This is a genomic window from Granulicella sp. S190, assembly GCF_009766095.1.
Classification (GTDB): domain Bacteria; phylum Acidobacteriota; class Terriglobia; order Terriglobales; family Acidobacteriaceae; genus Edaphobacter.
Genome location: NZ_LMUD01000016.1, coordinates 1 through 15,227, shown reverse-complemented (window position 1 = coordinate 15,227; position 15,227 = coordinate 1). Strand labels below are relative to the sequence as shown.

At 57.3% G+C, this 15,227-nt stretch carries 28 protein-coding genes; all 28 read right to left on the bottom strand.

From position 1 onward, the window contains the following. On the bottom strand, nt 1–306 hold a 306-nt coding region (gene rpsM / locus GSQ94_RS09455; RefSeq protein ID WP_158943432.1), incomplete at its 3' end, for a 30S ribosomal protein S13. Nucleotides 307–443: 137 nt separating this feature from the next. Further along, nucleotides 444–557, bottom strand: coding sequence for a 50S ribosomal protein L36 (gene rpmJ / locus GSQ94_RS09450; RefSeq protein WP_158790629.1), 114 nt, complete (start codon nt 555–557; stop codon nt 444–446). A gap of 172 nt (nt 558–729) precedes the next feature. Beyond that, nucleotides 730–948 carry a translation initiation factor IF-1 gene (gene infA / locus GSQ94_RS09445; protein ID WP_013581270.1) on the bottom strand — a complete coding sequence of 73 codons (219 nt, stop codon included), beginning with the start codon at nt 946–948 and terminating at the stop codon, nt 730–732. A 151-nt stretch (nt 949–1,099) separates the two neighbouring features. Then, a complete protein-coding gene (gene map / locus GSQ94_RS09440) occupies nt 1,100–1,849 on the bottom strand; it encodes a type I methionyl aminopeptidase (RefSeq protein ID WP_158943430.1) in 750 nt (249 codons plus the stop codon). A 19-nt stretch (nt 1,850–1,868) separates the two neighbouring features. Further along, nucleotides 1,869–2,594: an adenylate kinase gene (locus GSQ94_RS09435; protein ID WP_254063767.1), complete on the bottom strand. Its 726-nt coding sequence runs from the start codon at nt 2,592–2,594 to the stop codon at nt 1,869–1,871. A 12-nt stretch (nt 2,595–2,606) separates the two neighbouring features. Further along, the gene (gene secY / locus GSQ94_RS09430; protein ID WP_158943428.1) at nt 2,607–4,016 is read right to left on the bottom strand and encodes a preprotein translocase subunit SecY; all 1,410 of its coding nucleotides are present in this window, start codon (nt 4,014–4,016) and stop codon (nt 2,607–2,609) included. A gap of 92 nt (nt 4,017–4,108) precedes the next feature. Then, the gene (gene rplO / locus GSQ94_RS09425) at nt 4,109–4,570 is read right to left on the bottom strand and encodes a 50S ribosomal protein L15 (protein WP_158943426.1); all 462 of its coding nucleotides are present in this window, start codon (nt 4,568–4,570) and stop codon (nt 4,109–4,111) included. A gap of 98 nt (nt 4,571–4,668) precedes the next feature. Beyond that, complete coding sequence (gene rpmD, locus GSQ94_RS09420) at nt 4,669–4,863, bottom strand: 50S ribosomal protein L30 (RefSeq protein ID WP_158943424.1); 195 nt, start codon at nt 4,861–4,863, stop codon at nt 4,669–4,671. A gap of 39 nt (nt 4,864–4,902) precedes the next feature. Continuing rightward, nucleotides 4,903–5,409, bottom strand: coding sequence for a 30S ribosomal protein S5 (rpsE, locus tag GSQ94_RS09415; protein WP_216843057.1), 507 nt, complete (start codon nt 5,407–5,409; stop codon nt 4,903–4,905). A 64-nt stretch (nt 5,410–5,473) separates the two neighbouring features. Beyond that, complete coding sequence (gene rplR, locus GSQ94_RS09410) at nt 5,474–5,839, bottom strand: 50S ribosomal protein L18 (RefSeq protein WP_158943420.1); 366 nt, start codon at nt 5,837–5,839, stop codon at nt 5,474–5,476. A gap of 110 nt (nt 5,840–5,949) precedes the next feature. Then, nucleotides 5,950–6,495, bottom strand: a complete 546-nt coding sequence (rplF, locus tag GSQ94_RS09405) for a 50S ribosomal protein L6 (protein WP_158943418.1) — start codon at nt 6,493–6,495, stop codon at nt 5,950–5,952. A 117-nt stretch (nt 6,496–6,612) separates the two neighbouring features. Next, entirely contained in the window at nt 6,613–7,011 is a 399-nt protein-coding gene (rpsH, locus tag GSQ94_RS09400) for a 30S ribosomal protein S8 (protein ID WP_158790620.1), read from the bottom strand. Between the two features lie 162 nt (nt 7,012–7,173). Beyond that, on the bottom strand, nt 7,174–7,359 hold the full coding sequence (locus tag GSQ94_RS09395) for a type Z 30S ribosomal protein S14 (RefSeq protein WP_158943416.1): 186 nt from the start codon (nt 7,357–7,359) through the stop codon (nt 7,174–7,176). A gap of 57 nt (nt 7,360–7,416) precedes the next feature. Further along, nucleotides 7,417–7,965: a 50S ribosomal protein L5 gene (gene rplE, locus GSQ94_RS09390; protein ID WP_158943414.1), complete on the bottom strand. Its 549-nt coding sequence runs from the start codon at nt 7,963–7,965 to the stop codon at nt 7,417–7,419. 122 nt (nt 7,966–8,087) lie between these two features. Next, complete coding sequence (gene rplX / locus GSQ94_RS09385; RefSeq protein ID WP_158943412.1) at nt 8,088–8,417, bottom strand: 50S ribosomal protein L24; 330 nt, start codon at nt 8,415–8,417, stop codon at nt 8,088–8,090. 83 nt (nt 8,418–8,500) lie between these two features. After that, the gene (gene rplN / locus GSQ94_RS09380; RefSeq protein ID WP_158943410.1) at nt 8,501–8,872 is read right to left on the bottom strand and encodes a 50S ribosomal protein L14; all 372 of its coding nucleotides are present in this window, start codon (nt 8,870–8,872) and stop codon (nt 8,501–8,503) included. A gap of 79 nt (nt 8,873–8,951) precedes the next feature. After that, nucleotides 8,952–9,299: a 30S ribosomal protein S17 gene (gene rpsQ / locus GSQ94_RS09375; RefSeq protein WP_158943408.1), complete on the bottom strand. Its 348-nt coding sequence runs from the start codon at nt 9,297–9,299 to the stop codon at nt 8,952–8,954. Nucleotides 9,300–9,301: 2 nt separating this feature from the next. Continuing rightward, nucleotides 9,302–9,577, bottom strand: a complete 276-nt coding sequence (rpmC, locus tag GSQ94_RS09370) for a 50S ribosomal protein L29 (protein WP_158943406.1) — start codon at nt 9,575–9,577, stop codon at nt 9,302–9,304. Between the two features lie 50 nt (nt 9,578–9,627). Further along, nucleotides 9,628–10,062, bottom strand: a complete 435-nt coding sequence (gene rplP, locus GSQ94_RS09365; RefSeq protein WP_158943404.1) for a 50S ribosomal protein L16 — start codon at nt 10,060–10,062, stop codon at nt 9,628–9,630. 74 nt (nt 10,063–10,136) lie between these two features. Beyond that, entirely contained in the window at nt 10,137–10,811 is a 675-nt protein-coding gene (gene rpsC / locus GSQ94_RS09360; protein WP_158943402.1) for a 30S ribosomal protein S3, read from the bottom strand. Nucleotides 10,812–10,888: 77 nt separating this feature from the next. After that, nucleotides 10,889–11,410, bottom strand: a complete 522-nt coding sequence (gene rplV, locus GSQ94_RS09355; RefSeq protein WP_158943400.1) for a 50S ribosomal protein L22 — start codon at nt 11,408–11,410, stop codon at nt 10,889–10,891. An 89-nt stretch (nt 11,411–11,499) separates the two neighbouring features. Further along, the gene (gene rpsS / locus GSQ94_RS09350) at nt 11,500–11,787 is read right to left on the bottom strand and encodes a 30S ribosomal protein S19 (protein WP_158943398.1); all 288 of its coding nucleotides are present in this window, start codon (nt 11,785–11,787) and stop codon (nt 11,500–11,502) included. A 96-nt stretch (nt 11,788–11,883) separates the two neighbouring features. Further along, complete coding sequence (gene rplB, locus GSQ94_RS09345; protein WP_158943396.1) at nt 11,884–12,708, bottom strand: 50S ribosomal protein L2; 825 nt, start codon at nt 12,706–12,708, stop codon at nt 11,884–11,886. 82 nt (nt 12,709–12,790) lie between these two features. Next, nucleotides 12,791–13,084, bottom strand: coding sequence for a 50S ribosomal protein L23 (locus GSQ94_RS09340; protein WP_158943394.1), 294 nt, complete (start codon nt 13,082–13,084; stop codon nt 12,791–12,793). After that, nucleotides 13,084–13,761 carry a 50S ribosomal protein L4 gene (gene rplD, locus GSQ94_RS09335; RefSeq protein ID WP_158943392.1) on the bottom strand — a complete coding sequence of 226 codons (678 nt, stop codon included), beginning with the start codon at nt 13,759–13,761 and terminating at the stop codon, nt 13,084–13,086. Before rplD ends, GSQ94_RS09340 begins: the two co-directional genes overlap by 1 nt. Nucleotides 13,762–13,851: 90 nt before the next feature. Further along, complete coding sequence (gene rplC, locus GSQ94_RS09330; RefSeq protein ID WP_158943390.1) at nt 13,852–14,592, bottom strand: 50S ribosomal protein L3; 741 nt, start codon at nt 14,590–14,592, stop codon at nt 13,852–13,854. Nucleotides 14,593–14,690: 98 nt separating this feature from the next. After that, nucleotides 14,691–15,008 carry a 30S ribosomal protein S10 gene (gene rpsJ, locus GSQ94_RS09325; protein WP_158943388.1) on the bottom strand — a complete coding sequence of 106 codons (318 nt, stop codon included), beginning with the start codon at nt 15,006–15,008 and terminating at the stop codon, nt 14,691–14,693. 127 nt (nt 15,009–15,135) lie between these two features. After that, nucleotides 15,136–15,227 (bottom strand): hypothetical protein (locus GSQ94_RS21815; protein ID WP_158943386.1); only part of this gene is annotated, 92 nt, incomplete at its 5' end.

Below are 15,227 nucleotides of genomic sequence, written 5' to 3'. Positions count from 1 at the left end.
GCGTTGGCCACGGACAGGAAGGCTGCGGCGATGGCGGAGGCCACGGTAGGACTGAATTTCAATGAGGCGCTTGATGTTCAGCGAGATGTCCTTGCGGAGATCGCCTTCGATCTGACCCTCGGCTTCAATAACCTGACGGATGCGGTTCAGCGCGTCTTCGTCGAGCGTGCCAAACTTCGCAAGAGGATCGACATCCGCCTTCGCGAGGATCTTGGCGGCGCGAGAGTCGCCGATTCCGAAGATGTAGGTGAGACCGATGCGCGCCTGTTTGTTATTAGGGACATCGACTCCAGCAATACGTGCCATGGGGTTCCTTTTCGGTTGAGCTTCGTAGCTTCGCCACGAGAGCGGATTATTTGATTGCGGCGAGTCCGTTGGGTTCAACGCAAGCCTTGACTTCGGCTAACTAGCCCAACCGGGCCGGGACAACTCACTTCAGAGACTTAGCCCTGACGCTGCTTATGCTTCGCGTTCTCGCAGATAACACGCACCACACCACGGCGGTGGATCACCTTGCACTTGTCACACATCTTCTTTACAGAGGCACGGACCTTCATTGTGATTCCCTTTCCTTCTTGCAACGTAAAACCAGTGAACCTGAGGACGCGTTTCAGGGAAAACCCATTCGACAGACGACCTGAATGCCAGAGCCGAAGCCCTGACCTATCCCAAGTGCAATTGCGCTTGAGCAACCCATAATGGAGACGGGATGGGCTCCCGTAGCCGTGTCTACTTGTAGCGGTAGACAATGCGGCCGCGGTTGAGATCGTAAGGGCTGAGCTCAATCGCGACGCGGTCGCCGGGGAGGATACGAATGAAGTTTTTGCGCATACGTCCTGAAACGTGTGCAAGGGCTTGGTGCTTGTTCTCAAGCTCGACCTTGAACATCGCATTCGGCAGGGTCTCGACAACCACCGCCATCACTTCAATTGCATCTTCCTTCGACAAACGATCTCCTTTGGAAAGTGAAAGAGGCCTGAACCTCTTTGTTTCCACAACTTCTTCTGGTAGCTGAAACGTTTTGCCTCAGCCAGGGTGACCATGCGCGCTACTTGCACACACAGCATCTCTTATAGTACCCCAAAACGGGTCAATTTTCCTAGCGGGTAAGTACTTGGGGGCCATCTTTTGTGATGGCTACTGTATGTTCGAAGTGGGCGCTGTAACTGCCATCGATGGTCACAGCCGTCCAGCCGTCCTTCAAAACCCGTACTTCAGGCCCGCCAACATTGATCATTGGCTCAATCGCCAGAACCATCCCTGCCTTCAGCCGTGGTCCCTTCCCCGCAGCCCCAAAGTTCGGAACCTGGGGATCCTCGTGCATCGCGCGGCCAATCCCATGACCAACAAACTCACGCACGACGCCAAAACCCTCCGCCTCGCACAACTCCTGCACCGCCGAGGAGATGTCGCCCAGACGACCGCCAACCTGGCACTTCTCGATCGCCTTTTCAAGTGACGCCTTGGTCACTTGGAGCAGCTTGGTAGCCTCTGCGCTGACCTTGCCCACCGGGTACGTCACAGCCGCGTCCGAGTAGTAGCCGTCGATGATGACCCCGCAGTCGATCGAAAGAATATCGCCCTCGGCCAGAATGCGCTTGGCGTTCGGCATGCCATGGACAACCTCATTATTGACCGAGGTGCACAGCGCAGAGGGATACCCGTGATAACCCTTGAAAGCTGCAGTCGCTCCCAGCTCGGTGATCTTCTTGACGGCGATCTCTTCCAGATCCATCGTCGAAGCGCCTGGAACGACATGAGGCGCAATCGCATTGTGGACCTGGCGGAGAGCCTTTCCGGAGATCCGCATCTTCTCGATCTCTTGCGGCGTTTTGATCATGATGGCCATAGGCAGCTTTATCTCTATGCTACTGTTTCGAGTCGCGACGAAGGCGCTTGAGTGAGGATACGATTCCGGTCGTTACCTCTTCGACCGGACGGTCTCCGTCGATCTCTTCAAAACGGCCCTGCTTGCGGTAGTGTTCAATCACTGGCGCCGTCTGCGCTTCGAAGGTCTTCATGCGCTCCACAAAGACAGCCTCGGAGTCATCGGGCCGCTGCACGAGGGGGGAGCCGTCTACATCACAGATGCCGGGAACCCTAGAAGGTTTCGAATAGGTATTGTAGTCATGGCCGGACGCGCAGATACGACGACCGGTGATCCGGTGAAGGAGTTGCTCGTACTCTACAACGATGCTGATCCCAACCACAGGCAAAGCACCAGCCACGCCCGAGAGAAACGCATCGAGCCAAGCCGCCTGATTCAAGGTACGGGGAAAGCCATCGAGGATGAAACCACGAGAGGTATCCGGCTGTTTCAGTCTGTCCGCAACCATCTGATTCACAAGCTCGTCGGAGACCAGCGTTCCCTGATCGACGAGGGCCTTGGCTGCTTTGCCTAGCTCAGTGCCGTTTTTGATGTTGGCGCGAAGGATATCCCCGGTAGATATCTGCGGGATACCATAGGCTGCCATCAGCGCCTTGGCCTGTGTCCCCTTACCAACGCCTGGCGCGCCTAAAAGAAGTACCGGCCCAGGCAGGAAGTTCTTCTCTGCCGGGGCCGTCTCGTGTTCAGATACGATGCTTGTCGTCAACGGGCTAACTTCCTACCAGCTCTTGCGCCCACGGATGCGGCCACTCTTGGGAGTGAAGCCGTCGTAGTGGCGCATGATGAGCTGCGATTCGATCTGCTGAACTGTGTCCATGGCTACGCCGACGACGATCAGCAGCGAGGTGCCGCCGAAGTAGAAGTTGACGCCAAGGCCGTTTGTCATCCAGGTTGGCAGTCGGTCGAAGACCGAGCCAATCAGCCAGAGATGGTTGAAGTGGATTCCGCTGATAAGCAGCTGCGGAATGATCGTGATGATAATGAGATACAGAGCGCCTACCAGGGTGATGCGGGTAAGCACGTCATTGATGAAGTCGGCAGTGCGCTTGCCTGGACGAATCCCGGGAATAAATCCACCGTACTTCCGCATGTTGTCGGCGATGTCATCGGGACGGAAGACAATCGAGATATAGAAGTAGGCGAAGAAGATGATCGCGACCATCTGCAGCAGCTCATACCAGGGCTCGCCGGGAGCGAGAGCGCGCAGGATCGGGCCGAAGAAGGACGAGTCCTGCAACGAGTACCCGAAGACGTGAGCGCCGGAGAAGAGCAGAGGCGCTGACAGGATCGAGCTGGCAAAGATGACCGGCATCACGCCGCCGGAGTTGACCTTGAGCGGAAGATGCGTGGACTGTCCGCCCATCATCTTGCGGCCAACGATCCGCTTGGCGTACTGCACCGGAATGCGACGCTCGGAGCGCTCCACGAAGACGATGAAGGCGACCACCGCGATCATTCCGATTATCAGGATAGCGACTGCGATAGGCGTGAGAGCTCCCCATGCATTGTCGCGAACCTTCTCGTAAAGATCCTCGATACCCTTCGGCAGGCCGACGACGATGCCGGCGAAGATGAGCAAGCTCATACCGTTTCCGATACCACGCTCGGTGATCTGCTCACCCAGCCACATGATAAACGCAGTGCCTGCGGTAAGGGTAATGACGCAGAGCGGGATGAAGGCGCCACGGGAGATCGTAACCATCGTCTGGCCGGTGCTGGTGTTGGTCAGCGTCAGCGCGATCGCGAACGACTGCACGATGCCCAGCAGAACCGTCACATAACGCGTCCACTGAGTAATCTTACGGCGTCCGAGTTCGCCTTCCTTCTGCAGTTTTGCCAGCGGCTCGTAGATGACCGTCAACAGCTGAAAGATGATCGATGCCGTAATGTACGGCATGATGCCGAGAGCGAAGACGGTGAGCTTCCGGAGGTTTCCACCCGAGAACAGATCGACCAGGCCAAGCGCGGAACCGGAGTTCTGATTGAAGAACTGGGCAAGCATATCGGCATTAATACCGGGGGTCGGAATGTGCGAGCCGAGGCGGTAGACGGCCAGCATGCCCAGCGTAAAGAGCACACGTTTGCGGAGGTCGGGGATTTTGAAGATGTTTGCGATTTTCTCGAACATCGGGAGCTGAAACCTCGGGGGTGAGACTGGCGTTCTGGTCAAACGGCAATGCGAGGGCGGTTGCCCTCGCCTGCCATCATTCTAACTGCTGCCTAGCCGATGAGGATGGCTTTGCCGCCGGCCTTTTCGATCGCTTCCTGGGCAGTCTTGGAGAACTTGTGCGCATGAATCGTCACGGCAGTTTTTATCTCCCCATTATTCAGCACCTTGAGCAGGGCACCCTTCTTGCGCAGCAGGCCAAGGTCGATGATCTTTTCGAGTGTGAACTCGCTCACGTTCTCGGCGGCAACGATCTCGGCGACGCGGTCCAGGCCAAGCACCTGGTACTCGACGCGGAAGATGTTGGTGAAGCCGCGCTTAGGCAGACGGCGGTGAAGGGGCATCTGGCCGCCTTCAAAGCCACGCATCAGGGACGAACCCGAGCGGGAGCCCTGACCCTTGTGTCCTCGGGTCGAGGTCTTACCCATGCCCGAACCCATACCGCGGCCGACACGCTTCTTGTTTTCGTTCGCCTTCTTGGGGGCGCGGAGATTGGAGAGATTACGGATTGCCATTTGTTTCCTCGCTTAACGCCGGCGAAGCAGCTTCTGCTCTTCGTCGACTCGCTTATGAATTTGCCCTTGCGGGATAGTGCGGTTATGCCGGATCGCGACTAGTCGACGACGCGGACCAGATGCGGAACCTTTGCGACCATGCCACGGATGGATGGGGTGTCTTCGCGCTCGACGATCTGATTCAGGCGGGTAAAGCCGAGACCCTTGATGACGAGCTTGTGCTTGACCGGCGTACAGATCTTGGAACGGAAGTACTGCAGCTTGATTTTGGCAATTGCGTTGGTATCAGCCATGAGAGAGCTCCTTGAATCTTGTTGGTGCAGAGGTTGAGCTTAGAGCTCTTCCACTGACTTGCCGCGCAAGGCGGCGACTTCGGCCTTGTTGCGAAGCTGGATGAGAGCATCGAACGTAGCCTTGATGACGTTGTGCGGGTTCGCCGAACCGAGGCTCTTGGTCAGCACATTCTGCACGCCGGCGGCGGTCATGACTGCGCGAACCGTCTTGCCGGCGATGATCCCTGTACCTTCAGGAGCCGGCTTCAGCATCACCTGGCCTGCGCCGAAGTGGCCGAGAACCTGGTGAGGAATCGTGCTCTCGGTCAGGTTCACCTTATGCAGATTCTTCTTGGCCGACTCGATCCCCTTGCGGATCGCCTGGGGAACTTCCTTGGCCTTGCCGGAGCCGTAGCCCACAACACCTTCCCCTGGATCTCCGATGACGACGAGTGCGGCAAAGGACATGTTCTTACCGCCCTTGACGACCTTGGTGACGCGGTTGATCGAAACGACCTCGTCCTTCAGGTTGAGGCGGTTCGCATCGATTTTTTTCTTCATTGCCATAATCTCTTATCCAGCTTTCTGGCGGCCAATCAGGGCGCGCCTTGAACCTCAAAACCTGAAACCCTTAGAAATCAAGACCCGCTTCACGGGCTGCATCGGCGAGAGCTTTTACGCGACCGTGATACAGGTAGCCGCCGCGATCGAACACAATCTTCTTGATGCCCTTTTCTTTCGCGCGCTCGGCGATCAGCTTGCCGACCTCAGCCGCGGCGACGATGTTGCCGCCATACTTCTTCTCTTCGGTCTTCTTGCCCATGGAGGAGGCAGAGGCGATGGTGACTCCGTTGAGATCGTCGATGAGCTGTGTGTAGATGTGGTTGAGCGAACGGTATACGTTGAGGCGTGGACGCTCGGCGGTGCCGGACATCTTCTCGCGGATGCGGGTGTGAACACGCTGGCGGATCACATTGCGTTGACGGGGATTGATCATGATTGACTTTCCTTCCTAGTGGCGTACCCAGAGTGCTGAGGACGTTCGGTTGTTGAAACGGTGATGAGTGGTTAGTGGCTCGTTCAAAACATGAGCCACTAACCACCGCCTTATTTCGCTCCGGTCTTGCCGACCTTCTTCTTCAGCTTCTCGCCGGTGTAGCGGACGCCCTTGTTCTTGTAAGGGTCGGGCTTGCGGAGAGAGCGCATATCGGCGGCAATCTGGCCCACCTTCTGCCGGTCGATGCCGGAGACGGTGAGGTGCGTCTGCTTGGCGTCAATCTCAACCGAGATGCCGGTGGGCAGAGGAAACTCGATGGGATGAGAGTAGCCCAGGGTGAAGACCACCATGTTCTTACCCTTCAGCTCAGCGCGGTATCCGATACCGACGATGTCGATATCCTTGGTCCAGCCCGTGGTGACGCCGGTGACAGCGTTGAAGACCAGTGCGCGGGCGAGGCCGTGGAAGGCCGCCTGCTTGTCGGTCTGACGCTCAGCCAGCAGCTGACCATCCTTCTGCACCAGTGTGATGCCGCCAGGCAACATCGCGGTGACCTTGCCCTTGGGTCCTTCGACCAGGACGGTATTGCCGTTCTCGCTCACCGTGTACTTGACGCCGGCGGGCATGGGAATTGGCTTCTTACCGATACGTGACATAACAAATTCCTTTAAGTGGCTTGCGAGTCGCGAGAGCAATTTATGCCGATCGTTCCACTGCAGCCGATAAAACTCTTCTTGGTTCGTCATCGCGAGACGACGAAGCTTAGCTCCGAACTACCAGACTTCGCAGAGGATCTCGCCGCCAACACCTTCGCGACGTGCTTGGCGGCCTGTCATGACACCCTTGGGGGTCGTCATGATCGAGATACCAAGACCACCCTGAACGCGGCGGATCTCGTCGCGGCCGAGGTACACACGGCAACCGGGACGGGAGACGCGCTGCAGATCGCGGATGACAGCCTCATTGTTCGGGCCATACTTCAGATACACGCGGATGACCTTCATGCCGTTCTCTTCGGTCGGCTTGTAGTTCGCGATATAGCCCTCTTCTTTGAGGATGCGGGCAATCTCGGCCTTGAGCTTGGATGCGGGGACGTCGAGCTTCTGGTGACGCGCACGGATGGAATTACGGATGCGGGTCAAAAAGTCTGCTACTGGATCAGTGAGGTTCATTCATTCTCCTTCATCCCCCGTTCGCTCGCGAGTGTCTCTCGCAAGAACCAGCGGGGATGTCTGTTTCGGGTAGTACGTCCAGACTTCTGCACCATAAGCTGACGCCCTGATGAGGTCTCTGGAGTAGGCGCGCGACAGATGCCGCGCACGTGTTCTTTTATTCTACCAGCTGGACTTCACAACGCCCGGAATCTCTCCCTTGAGAGCGAGCGAACGGAAGCAGAGACGGCATACGCCGAACTTCCGCAGGAAGGCACGGGGACGACCGCAGATCTGGCAGCGGTTGTGCTGGCGAGACTTGAACTTCGGTTTCCTTGCGTCTTTGACGCGCTTTGCAGTGGTTGCCATGTGTTTTGCTCTCTATCTTTGATTCAAAGTTCCGGAGAACTCCTGGTTGATCTTTCTTTATGCACCAACGCGGAAGGGCATACCAAAGCTCTTCAGCAGAGCGCGGGCGCCGTTATCATCCTTCGCCGTTGTGACGATGGTGACGTTCATACCCTTGAGCTTGTCCACCTTGGCGTAGTCGATCTCAGCGAAGATCAGTTGATCGCGCAGGCCAAGCGTGTAGTTGCCGCGGCCATCGAAGCTCTTCGACGAAACGCCGCGGAAGTCGCGGACGCGAGGAAGAGCGATCGAGATGAGCCGGTCAAGAAACTCGTACATCGTATCGCCGCGCAGAGTGACCATCGCGCCGATCGGCATGCCCTCGCGTACCTTGAAGGCCGCGATGGACTTCTTGGCCTTGGTGGTCACAGGCTTCTGGCCGGCGATGGAGGCAAGGTCAGCCACCAGCGGGTCCATGATCTTGACGTTCTGGGTGGCTTCGCCCAAACCCATGTTGATAACGATCTTCTCGAGCTTCGGAATCGCCATCGCGTTGGTGATGTTGAGCTCTTTGCCCAGCGCCTGTTTGATCTCTGTCTCGTACTTTGCTTTCAGTCTTGCTGCCATGATATTTCTTCGCTTTCTCCACGGTTGCCGGGTTGGGTTTGAGCCCGTCTACCGATGCGTGGGGTGAACCGCTGATACAGGATTTTAACTTCAACTACAAAACAAACTCGACTAAATCTTCTTTACTTCTTCTTCTCGGCGATCGTGGTGCCGCTCGTCTTCGAGAAGCGAACCTTGGTGTCGCCTTCGAGACGCGAGCCAACACGGGTCTTCTTGCCATCGCTATCCAGCAACATCACATTCGAGATATGAATGGTCGACTCTTGCTCCGCGATGCCGCCCTGAATATTCTTCTGGGGGTTCGGCTTCATGTGCTTCTTCACCATCATCACGCCCTCAACGAGAATGCGATTCTTTTCCGCGATGACGCGAAGAACGCGGCCCTGCTTGCCTTTGTCCTTGCCTGCGATTACTTCGATCTTGTCGTTGCGCTTGATCTTGATGCCTGCCATTGCTCTCTCTCTCTTCCTCGACCATCTTGAAACCGCGGAGCCGGACTCCGGTATAAAAAATAAAAGAATTGCTTTGCTTCTACCTAAATAACCTCAGGTGCAAGCGAGACAATCTTCAAAAACTTCTTCTCGCGAAGCTCACGGGCAACAGGTCCAAACACGCGCGTTCCGACTGGCTCGTTGGCATCGTTGATGACGACAGCGGCGTTCTGGTCGAAGCGGATATATGTGCCATCGCGGCGACGGTACTCTTTGCGCGTGCGGACGATCACAGCCTTCACGACCTTGCCCTTCTTGACGGTGCCATCGGGAGAGGCTTCCTTGACAGCTGCGGTGACCACGTCGCCGAGGCCTGCCTTCCTGCCGAGACCACCACCGAGGGGCAGGATCACCTGCAACTTGCGCGCGCCAGAGTTATCGGCCACGTCAAGCATTGTTCTCATTTGTACTGACATCGTTCTTCTCCTGGCAAACTACTGCGGTGATGCGGTCGGGGCCCATGCCCCATGCTTGAACTTGGTAGACGCTTCGAAGCTACTTGGCTTCAGCAGCGAGAGCGGCTGCGGACTTCTCTTCCGCCAGGGCGAGCGACGAGCGGCGAACGATCTCCTCGAGCGACCAGCGCTTCAGCTTCGACAGGGGACGCGCCTCGCGGATGCGAACCACATCGCCAACGCGGGCGGAGTTCTGCTCGTCGTGCGCGTAGAACTTCTTGTTCGACTTCATCACGCGCTTGTACTTCGGGTGAGCCTTACGCATCTCGATCTCGACGACGATCGTCTTCTGCATCTTGGTCGAGACGACCAGGCCGACCTTCTCATTGCGACGCGAGGTCTGAGCTTCGGAGGTTGCGGCTGCTGCGGTGTTGGTTGTATCTGCCATGATTAGTCCTTCTTCGCTTTCTTGCGGGCGGTGCGAGTGCTCTTGGCCGGCGCAACGTTGGCGACGACGGGGTTGGCGGCCTTCTCGGCGGCCAGAGTGCGCTGCCGTTCGACGGTCTTGATGCGGGCGATGTCCAGCTTGAGCGTCCGCAGCTTCTTGATGCCCTCCACGTTGCCGAGGCTCTTCTGGAAGCGGATGCGGAAGAGCTGCTCGCCAGCCTTGGCCTGCTCGCTCTTGAGCTCTTCGTCACTGAGATTACTGATCTTTTCGAATTCCATTGTCTTTTTCCTGACTACTAAAGATTGCGAAAGCTAACTTGGCCCGGTCGCTACTTCGCTGCGACCGTCGCCTTGACATCGTGACGCTGTACGAAGCTCGTCTTGAGCGGAAGCTTGTGTGCCGCGAGACGCATTGCCTCTTTGGCAAGCTCCGGGGTCACGCCTTCCATCTCGAACAGGATGCGGCCCGGACGAACGACGCAGACCCAGTGATCCGGAGCGCCCTTACCCTTACCCATACGGGTTTCGGCTGGCTTCTTGGTGATCGGCTTATCCGGAAACAGACGGAGCCACACCTTGCCGCCACGTTTGATGAAACGTGTCATCGCGATACGGCTAGCTTCGATCTGGCGGTCGGTAATGTAACCGCACTCCATCACCTTCAGGCCGAAGTCGCCGAAGGAGAGATCGGAGCCGCGCCACGCTTTGCCCTTCATTCGTCCGCGCTGCTGCTTGCGGAACTTGACCTTCTTTGGCATCAACATAAGAAAACCCTCTTCACTCTTTCAGGGATACGTTCAACACGCTCCCCGGAAACTCCGGCAGTGCCGGGAAAAACTTAGCTTGCGAACGCGCCAGTTGTAACGCCCTGGTCGCGACGCTTCTTCTGCTCGTAGATATCGCCGCGGTAGACCCAGGTCTTCACGCCGATGATGCCGTAGGTGGTGTGTGCCTCGGCAAAACCGTAGTCGATATCGGCGCGCAGCGTGTGCAGCGGCAGACGTCCCTGGAGATACCACTCGGAGCGGGCGATCTCGTTTCCGTTCAGTCGACCGGAGACGCGGACCTTGATGCCCTTACAGCCGAAGCGGAGCGCCGAGTCAACCGACTTGCGCATCGCACGACGGAAGCTGACGCGCTTCTCGAGCTGCAACGCGATGTTCTCGGCAACCAGCTGAGCATCAAGCTCTGGCTTGTTGACCTCGAGAATGTCGATGAAAACCTCGCGGCTGGTGCGCTTCTGGATATCGGCTTTGAGCTTGTCGATCTCGGCGCCCTTGCGGCCGATGATGATGCCCGGACGCGCAGTGCGGATGATCAGGCGCAGCTTGTTACCTGGGCGCTCGACTTCAACCGAGCTGACACCGGCAGCCTTCAGCTTCTCGCGCAGCTCGGCCTTCAGCTTGACGTCTTCGACCAGCAACTTGTCATAGCCGCGTTCCACGAACCAGCGTGACTTCCACGGCTTGTTGATGCCGAGGCGCAACCCATACGGATGGACTTTCTGTCCCATAGCTTCCCTTTACTCCGTGCCCTCTCCGGTTGAGCCGGGGGGCGGTAGTGCAAAACTTTAAGTGTACAAGAAACTGCTTACTTCGCGGCCTTTTTCGCTGCGGGCTTCTTGGCGGCTGCCTTCTTGGCTGCGGGCTTTGCCGCAGTCTTGGTGGCTGCCTTTTTGGCGCCCTTTTTCGCTGCCGGGGCTGGGGTGGAGTCAGAGGCTGCGCTGATCGCAGTAGACGACTTCTTCTCAGCAACGGTCACGATGATGTGAGCGAGTCTGCGCTGGTAGCGGAACGCACGGCCCATGGGGGCAGGGCGGATACGCTTCATACGCGGACCTTCGTTCGCAATCGCCGTGCGGACGTAGAGGTTATCCACATCGACATCCAGACCCTGCTCCTGCGAGACGTACGTCGCGTTCTGAATCGCCGAACGCAGAACCTTCTCCACCACAGGCGCCATGCGCTTGGTGCTGAAGTGAACGGTATTGAGCGCCTGCTCGACGCGAAGCCCCTTGATCAAATCAAGGACAAGCTTCGCCTTCTGCGGACTGGTGCGCTGAAATTTTGCCTCTGCGCGAAACTCTCTGATCTTTTCTGCTGCCTTAGCCATAATCTTCGTCCTTCAAAACTTAGCTTCGCTGCCCGTTATCCATTGCTGCGGGCTCGCGGTCCTGCCTAACTGCAAACCGTCAGCCCGAGTTATTTGGGTTTCGCGGAGGTCTCAGCAGCGCGCGCGGAGTGGCCCTTGAAGGTGCGGGTCGCCGAAAACTCGCCGAGCTTGTGACCCACCATGTTCTCCGTCACGTAGACCGGGATGAACTTGCGGCCGTTGTGAACGGCAATGGTGTGACCGACGAAGTCCGGGTGAATCGTGGACCGGCGCGACCAGGTGCGCAGCACCTTCTTGTCGTTGACCTGGTTCATCCCCACAATCTTCTTCATGAGGTGATCGTCGATGAAAGGACCTTTTTTCGCTGAACGTGACATTTTGCTAAGCTCCGACTTTCTTGTTGCGATGCTGGATACGACGAATCTCTTGCTTGCGAGACTTGGTGTTGCCCTTTACTACGGAACTGCTAATTCTTATTTGGTCCTGCGCTTCACGATAAACACATCAGTCCGCTTGTTATTGCGGGTCTTGTATCCGCGGGTCGGCTGGCCCCATGGAGTTACCGGGTGACGGCCTCCCGAGGTCTTACCTTCACCACCACCGTGCGGGTGATCGACAGGGTTCATCGAAACACCGCGATTGGAGGGACGAATTCCCTTCCAGCGGTTGCGTCCTGCCTTACCGATCGTGACGTTCTCATGGTCGGTATTGCCAACCTGTCCGATGGTCGCCATGCACTCGACGAGCACCTTGCGAGTCTCGCCCGAAGGCAGCTTCAGCAGGGCGTAGTCACCCTCCTTGGCAATCAGGTTCACCTGGGCTCCGGCCGAACGGGCCATCTGTGCGCCCTTGCCCGGACGAAGCTCGATGTTATGCACAATCGTTCCGGTCGGGATGAACTTCAACGGCAGCGCGTTGCCGACGAGGATGTCTGCCTCGGGGCCGCTCATAATGGACTGGCCAACCGTAAGACCGATCGGCTGAATGATGTAGCGCTTCTCGCCGTCCGCGTAGTGGATCAGCGCGATGCGGGAGCTGCGGTTGGGATCGTACTCAACCGTCGCCACCGTACCGGGGATCCCGTACTTGTCGCGCTTGAAGTCGATCAGGCGCAGCTTCTGCTTGTGACCACCGCCTTGGTGGCGTGTCGTCATCCAGCCGGTCGAGTTGCGGCCACCGGTGCGCGGCTTGACTCCGAGCAACGGCTTATGGGGCTTGTCCGTCGTGATGTCATCGTTGACAAGCTTCGTCGCGAAGCGGAGTGATGGGGTAATCGGTCGAAATGATTTGATCGGCATCGTCTTTATTCCCTTGCCCGCGCCGCTAATCGCTTAGCGGCGCTTCGGTCCTGAATTCTGTTGCTGCGAAACAAACTCGCGCTTAGAGACTGTTGAGATACTCCGGCATCTTCTCGCCATCCTTCAGGCGAACGTAAGCCTTCTTCCAGTCGGGGCGGTAGCCGGCAAACTTGCCCCGGCGGCGCTCCTTGCCCTCAACGGTCGCGGTGCGGACACCGGTAACTTTGACCTTGAAGAGAGTTTCCACAGCTTGCTTAACTTCGGTCTTGGTAGCCTTCAGGGCGACTTCGAACACCAGGGTGTTTTGAGTCTCCTTGACGGTCATGCCCTTCTCGGTGATGAGGGGGCGGCGAATGACGGTATAGAGAGTTGGCATTACGCAACCTCCTTCTGCGCTGCTGCTTTGCTGCGCTTCGATACAAACTTCTTGAGAGTGTCTTGAAGAGCTTCGATCGCATCCTTCGAGAACACAGCATGCTCATAGCGGAGCAGGTCGTAAGGGTGCACCTCGGAGCTGAGCACCAGCTCTACACCGGCCAGGTTGCGCGAACCGAGATAAAGCTTCTCGTCGAGCTTGCGGCTGCTCTCAACCAGCAGAGTCGTCTTGCCCGCTTCGAGCTTGTTCAGCGCTGTGCGGAAGAGCTTGGTCTTCGCCTCGGCAACTTCGAACGAGTCGACGATGGTGAACTTGCCATCGTTGATCTTCGCGGAGATTGCAGAGCGCAGCGCGCCCATCAGCTTCTTCTGCGGGAAGGCGTACTCGTAGCTGCGTGGCTTCGGTCCATGAACCGTACCACCACCACGCCAGAGCGGGGTGCGGATCGAACCGACGCGAGCGCGTCCGGTTCCCTTCTGCTTCCACAGCTTCTTGCCAGCGCCCGAAACCTTGTTACGGGTCTTGGTCGCGGCCGTTCCCTGCCGAAGAGCGGCACGATAGTGCTTGACTGCCTCCCAAAGCAGGCCGTCATTGATATCTGCCGCGAACACCTCGTCGACGAGTTCGAACTCTCCGACCTTGGTTCCAGCTAGATTGACTACGTTGATGTTTGCCATCGTTCTTCTCTCTCTGCGCCCGCCATCGATGCGGCGAGCAAAAACTTTATTTACGAGCACGAAACCAAATGCTCTTTGTTTAGATCTTCTTTACTTCTTCTTGGATGGAGCTGCCTTCTTCGAAGCCTTCAGTGCGTCCTTCGTCGCCGCTCCGGCAAACCCACGACGCTCACGCGGCGGAGCCTTGGCCTTCGAGATCAGCACGAAGCCCTCACGCGGGCCAGGTACTGCACCTTCGACCAGCAGAAGGTTGTCTTCAAGATCGATACCGCGGATACGCAGGTTACGAACCGTGATCTGAGCGTGGCCCATGTGACCGGGCATACGCTGACCAGGAAATACGCGCGACGGGAACGAAGAAGCTCCGATCGAACCCTGCACTTGGAACATGTGACCGTGCGACTTGGGACCGCCGCCGAAGCCGTGGCGGCGAATAACGCCAGCAAAACCGCGACCCTTGGAGGTTCCGATCACATCGACGAAGCGTTCGTCGTTGAAGATGTCGACCAGGATACGATCGCCGGCCTTGGCCACGACCTTCTCTTCACCTTCGACAGTCTTCACTGCCTCGAGCGCCACTTCCTTGATCATCTTGACCGGGGGAACATTCGACTTGGCGAAGTGACCCGTCATTGCCTTGTTGATCTTCGAAGCCTTCACGAAGTCGACATAGCCGATCTGGGCGGCTTCGTAGCCATCCTTGGCAAGCGTCTTCAACTGGGTGATCACGCATGGGCCAGCCTTCAGGACGGTCACGGGATGAATATCACCGCGCTCATCGAAGATCTGGGTCATGCCGACTTTTTTTCCGAGAATTCCTACTACTGACATTGGAGCTTCCTTTCCTCATCATGCTGGCCAAACTTAGCTCAGCACTGCCGGGTTAGTACTTCGTAAGCGAGACCTGAAACATCTCACCAAAAAAATTCTTACTTCTGAACCGTCTTGATTTCTACGTCCACACCCGCTGGCAGATCGAGCTTCATCAGCGCATCCACAGTCTGCTGTGTTGGCTCGAGGATGTCGATCAGACGCTTGTGCGTGCGAATCTCGAAGGCCTCACGCGACTTCTTATCGACGTGGGGCGAACGAAGAACGCAGTACTTGTTCTTTATGGTCGGCAGCGGAATGGGACCCGCAACCTGGGCTCCGGTACGCTTGGCAGTCTCGACGATCTCGCCGGTCGACGTGTCCAGCACGCGGTAGTCATATGCCTTCAAACGAATTCTGATTCTCTGTCCAGCCATGGTTTATCTCTTTCGCGCTACTCAAAGATCGTTTGGAGTAGCTGCCTGCCATGAACTTCTACACGTACCGGCAGCCCTCGATTTTCAAACAACTAAAACTGAAAGACTTCTTCGTGAAGCACTTTCTTTACTTGATGATCTCGCTGATGGTTCCGGCGCCGACGGTGCGTCCGCCTTCGCGGATCGCGAAGCGCAGACCCTTCTCCATCGCCACTGGGG

Excerpts from the sequence above, each read along its gene's own strand:
- rpsE (WP_216843057.1), bottom strand. The coding sequence starts at position 5,409 with ATGGCAATGAAGAAAAAAATCGATGCGAACCGCCTCAACCTGAAGGAC.
- rplV (WP_158943400.1), bottom strand. The coding sequence starts at position 11,410 with ATGGCTAAGGCAGCAGAAAAGATCAGAGAGTTTCGCGCAGAGGCAAAA.
- map (WP_158943430.1), bottom strand. The coding sequence starts at position 1,849 with ATGGCCATCATGATCAAAACGCCGCAAGAGATCGAGAAGATGCGGATC.
- rplP (WP_158943404.1), bottom strand. The coding sequence starts at position 10,062 with ATGTTGATGCCAAAGAAGGTCAAGTTCCGCAAGCAGCAGCGCGGACGA.
- rpmC (WP_158943406.1), bottom strand. The coding sequence starts at position 9,577 with ATGGAATTCGAAAAGATCAGTAATCTCAGTGACGAAGAGCTCAAGAGC.
- rplC (WP_158943390.1), bottom strand. The coding sequence starts at position 14,592 with ATGTCAGTAGTAGGAATTCTCGGAAAAAAAGTCGGCATGACCCAGATC.
- rplB (WP_158943396.1), bottom strand. The coding sequence starts at position 12,708 with ATGCCGATCAAATCATTTCGACCGATTACCCCATCACTCCGCTTCGCG.
- rpmD (WP_158943424.1), bottom strand. The coding sequence starts at position 4,863 with ATGGCTGATACCAACGCAATTGCCAAAATCAAGCTGCAGTACTTCCGT.
- rplD (WP_158943392.1), bottom strand. The coding sequence starts at position 13,761 with ATGGCAAACATCAACGTAGTCAATCTAGCTGGAACCAAGGTCGGAGAG.
- secY (WP_158943428.1), bottom strand. The coding sequence starts at position 4,016 with ATGTTCGAGAAAATCGCAAACATCTTCAAAATCCCCGACCTCCGCAAA.
- rpsH (WP_158790620.1), bottom strand. The coding sequence starts at position 7,011 with ATGAACCTCACTGATCCAGTAGCAGACTTTTTGACCCGCATCCGTAAT.
- rplX (WP_158943412.1), bottom strand. The coding sequence starts at position 8,417 with ATGGCAGGCATCAAGATCAAGCGCAACGACAAGATCGAAGTAATCGCA.
- rplF (WP_158943418.1), bottom strand. The coding sequence starts at position 6,495 with ATGTCACGTATCGGTAAGAAGCCAATTCCCATGCCCGCCGGCGTCAAG.
- rpsJ (WP_158943388.1), bottom strand. The coding sequence starts at position 15,008 with ATGGCTGGACAGAGAATCAGAATTCGTTTGAAGGCATATGACTACCGC.
- rplN (WP_158943410.1), bottom strand. The coding sequence starts at position 8,872 with ATGTCAGTACAAATGAGAACAATGCTTGACGTGGCCGATAACTCTGGC.
- GSQ94_RS09340 (WP_158943394.1), bottom strand. The coding sequence starts at position 13,084 with ATGCCAACTCTCTATACCGTCATTCGCCGCCCCCTCATCACCGAGAAG.
- GSQ94_RS09395 (WP_158943416.1), bottom strand. The coding sequence starts at position 7,359 with ATGGCAACCACTGCAAAGCGCGTCAAAGACGCAAGGAAACCGAAGTTC.
- rpsQ (WP_158943408.1), bottom strand. The coding sequence starts at position 9,299 with ATGGCAGATACAACCAACACCGCAGCAGCCGCAACCTCCGAAGCTCAG.
- rpsC (WP_158943402.1), bottom strand. The coding sequence starts at position 10,811 with ATGGGACAGAAAGTCCATCCGTATGGGTTGCGCCTCGGCATCAACAAG.
- rpmJ (WP_158790629.1), bottom strand. The coding sequence starts at position 557 with ATGAAGGTCCGTGCCTCTGTAAAGAAGATGTGTGACAAGTGCAAGGTG.
- rplO (WP_158943426.1), bottom strand. The coding sequence starts at position 4,570 with ATGGCAATCCGTAATCTCTCCAATCTCCGCGCCCCCAAGAAGGCGAAC.
- rplE (WP_158943414.1), bottom strand. The coding sequence starts at position 7,965 with ATGGCAGCAAGACTGAAAGCAAAGTACGAGACAGAGATCAAACAGGCG.
- rplR (WP_158943420.1), bottom strand. The coding sequence starts at position 5,839 with ATGATCAATCCCCGTCAACGCAATGTGATCCGCCAGCGTGTTCACACC.
- rpsS (WP_158943398.1), bottom strand. The coding sequence starts at position 11,787 with ATGTCACGTTCAGCGAAAAAAGGTCCTTTCATCGACGATCACCTCATG.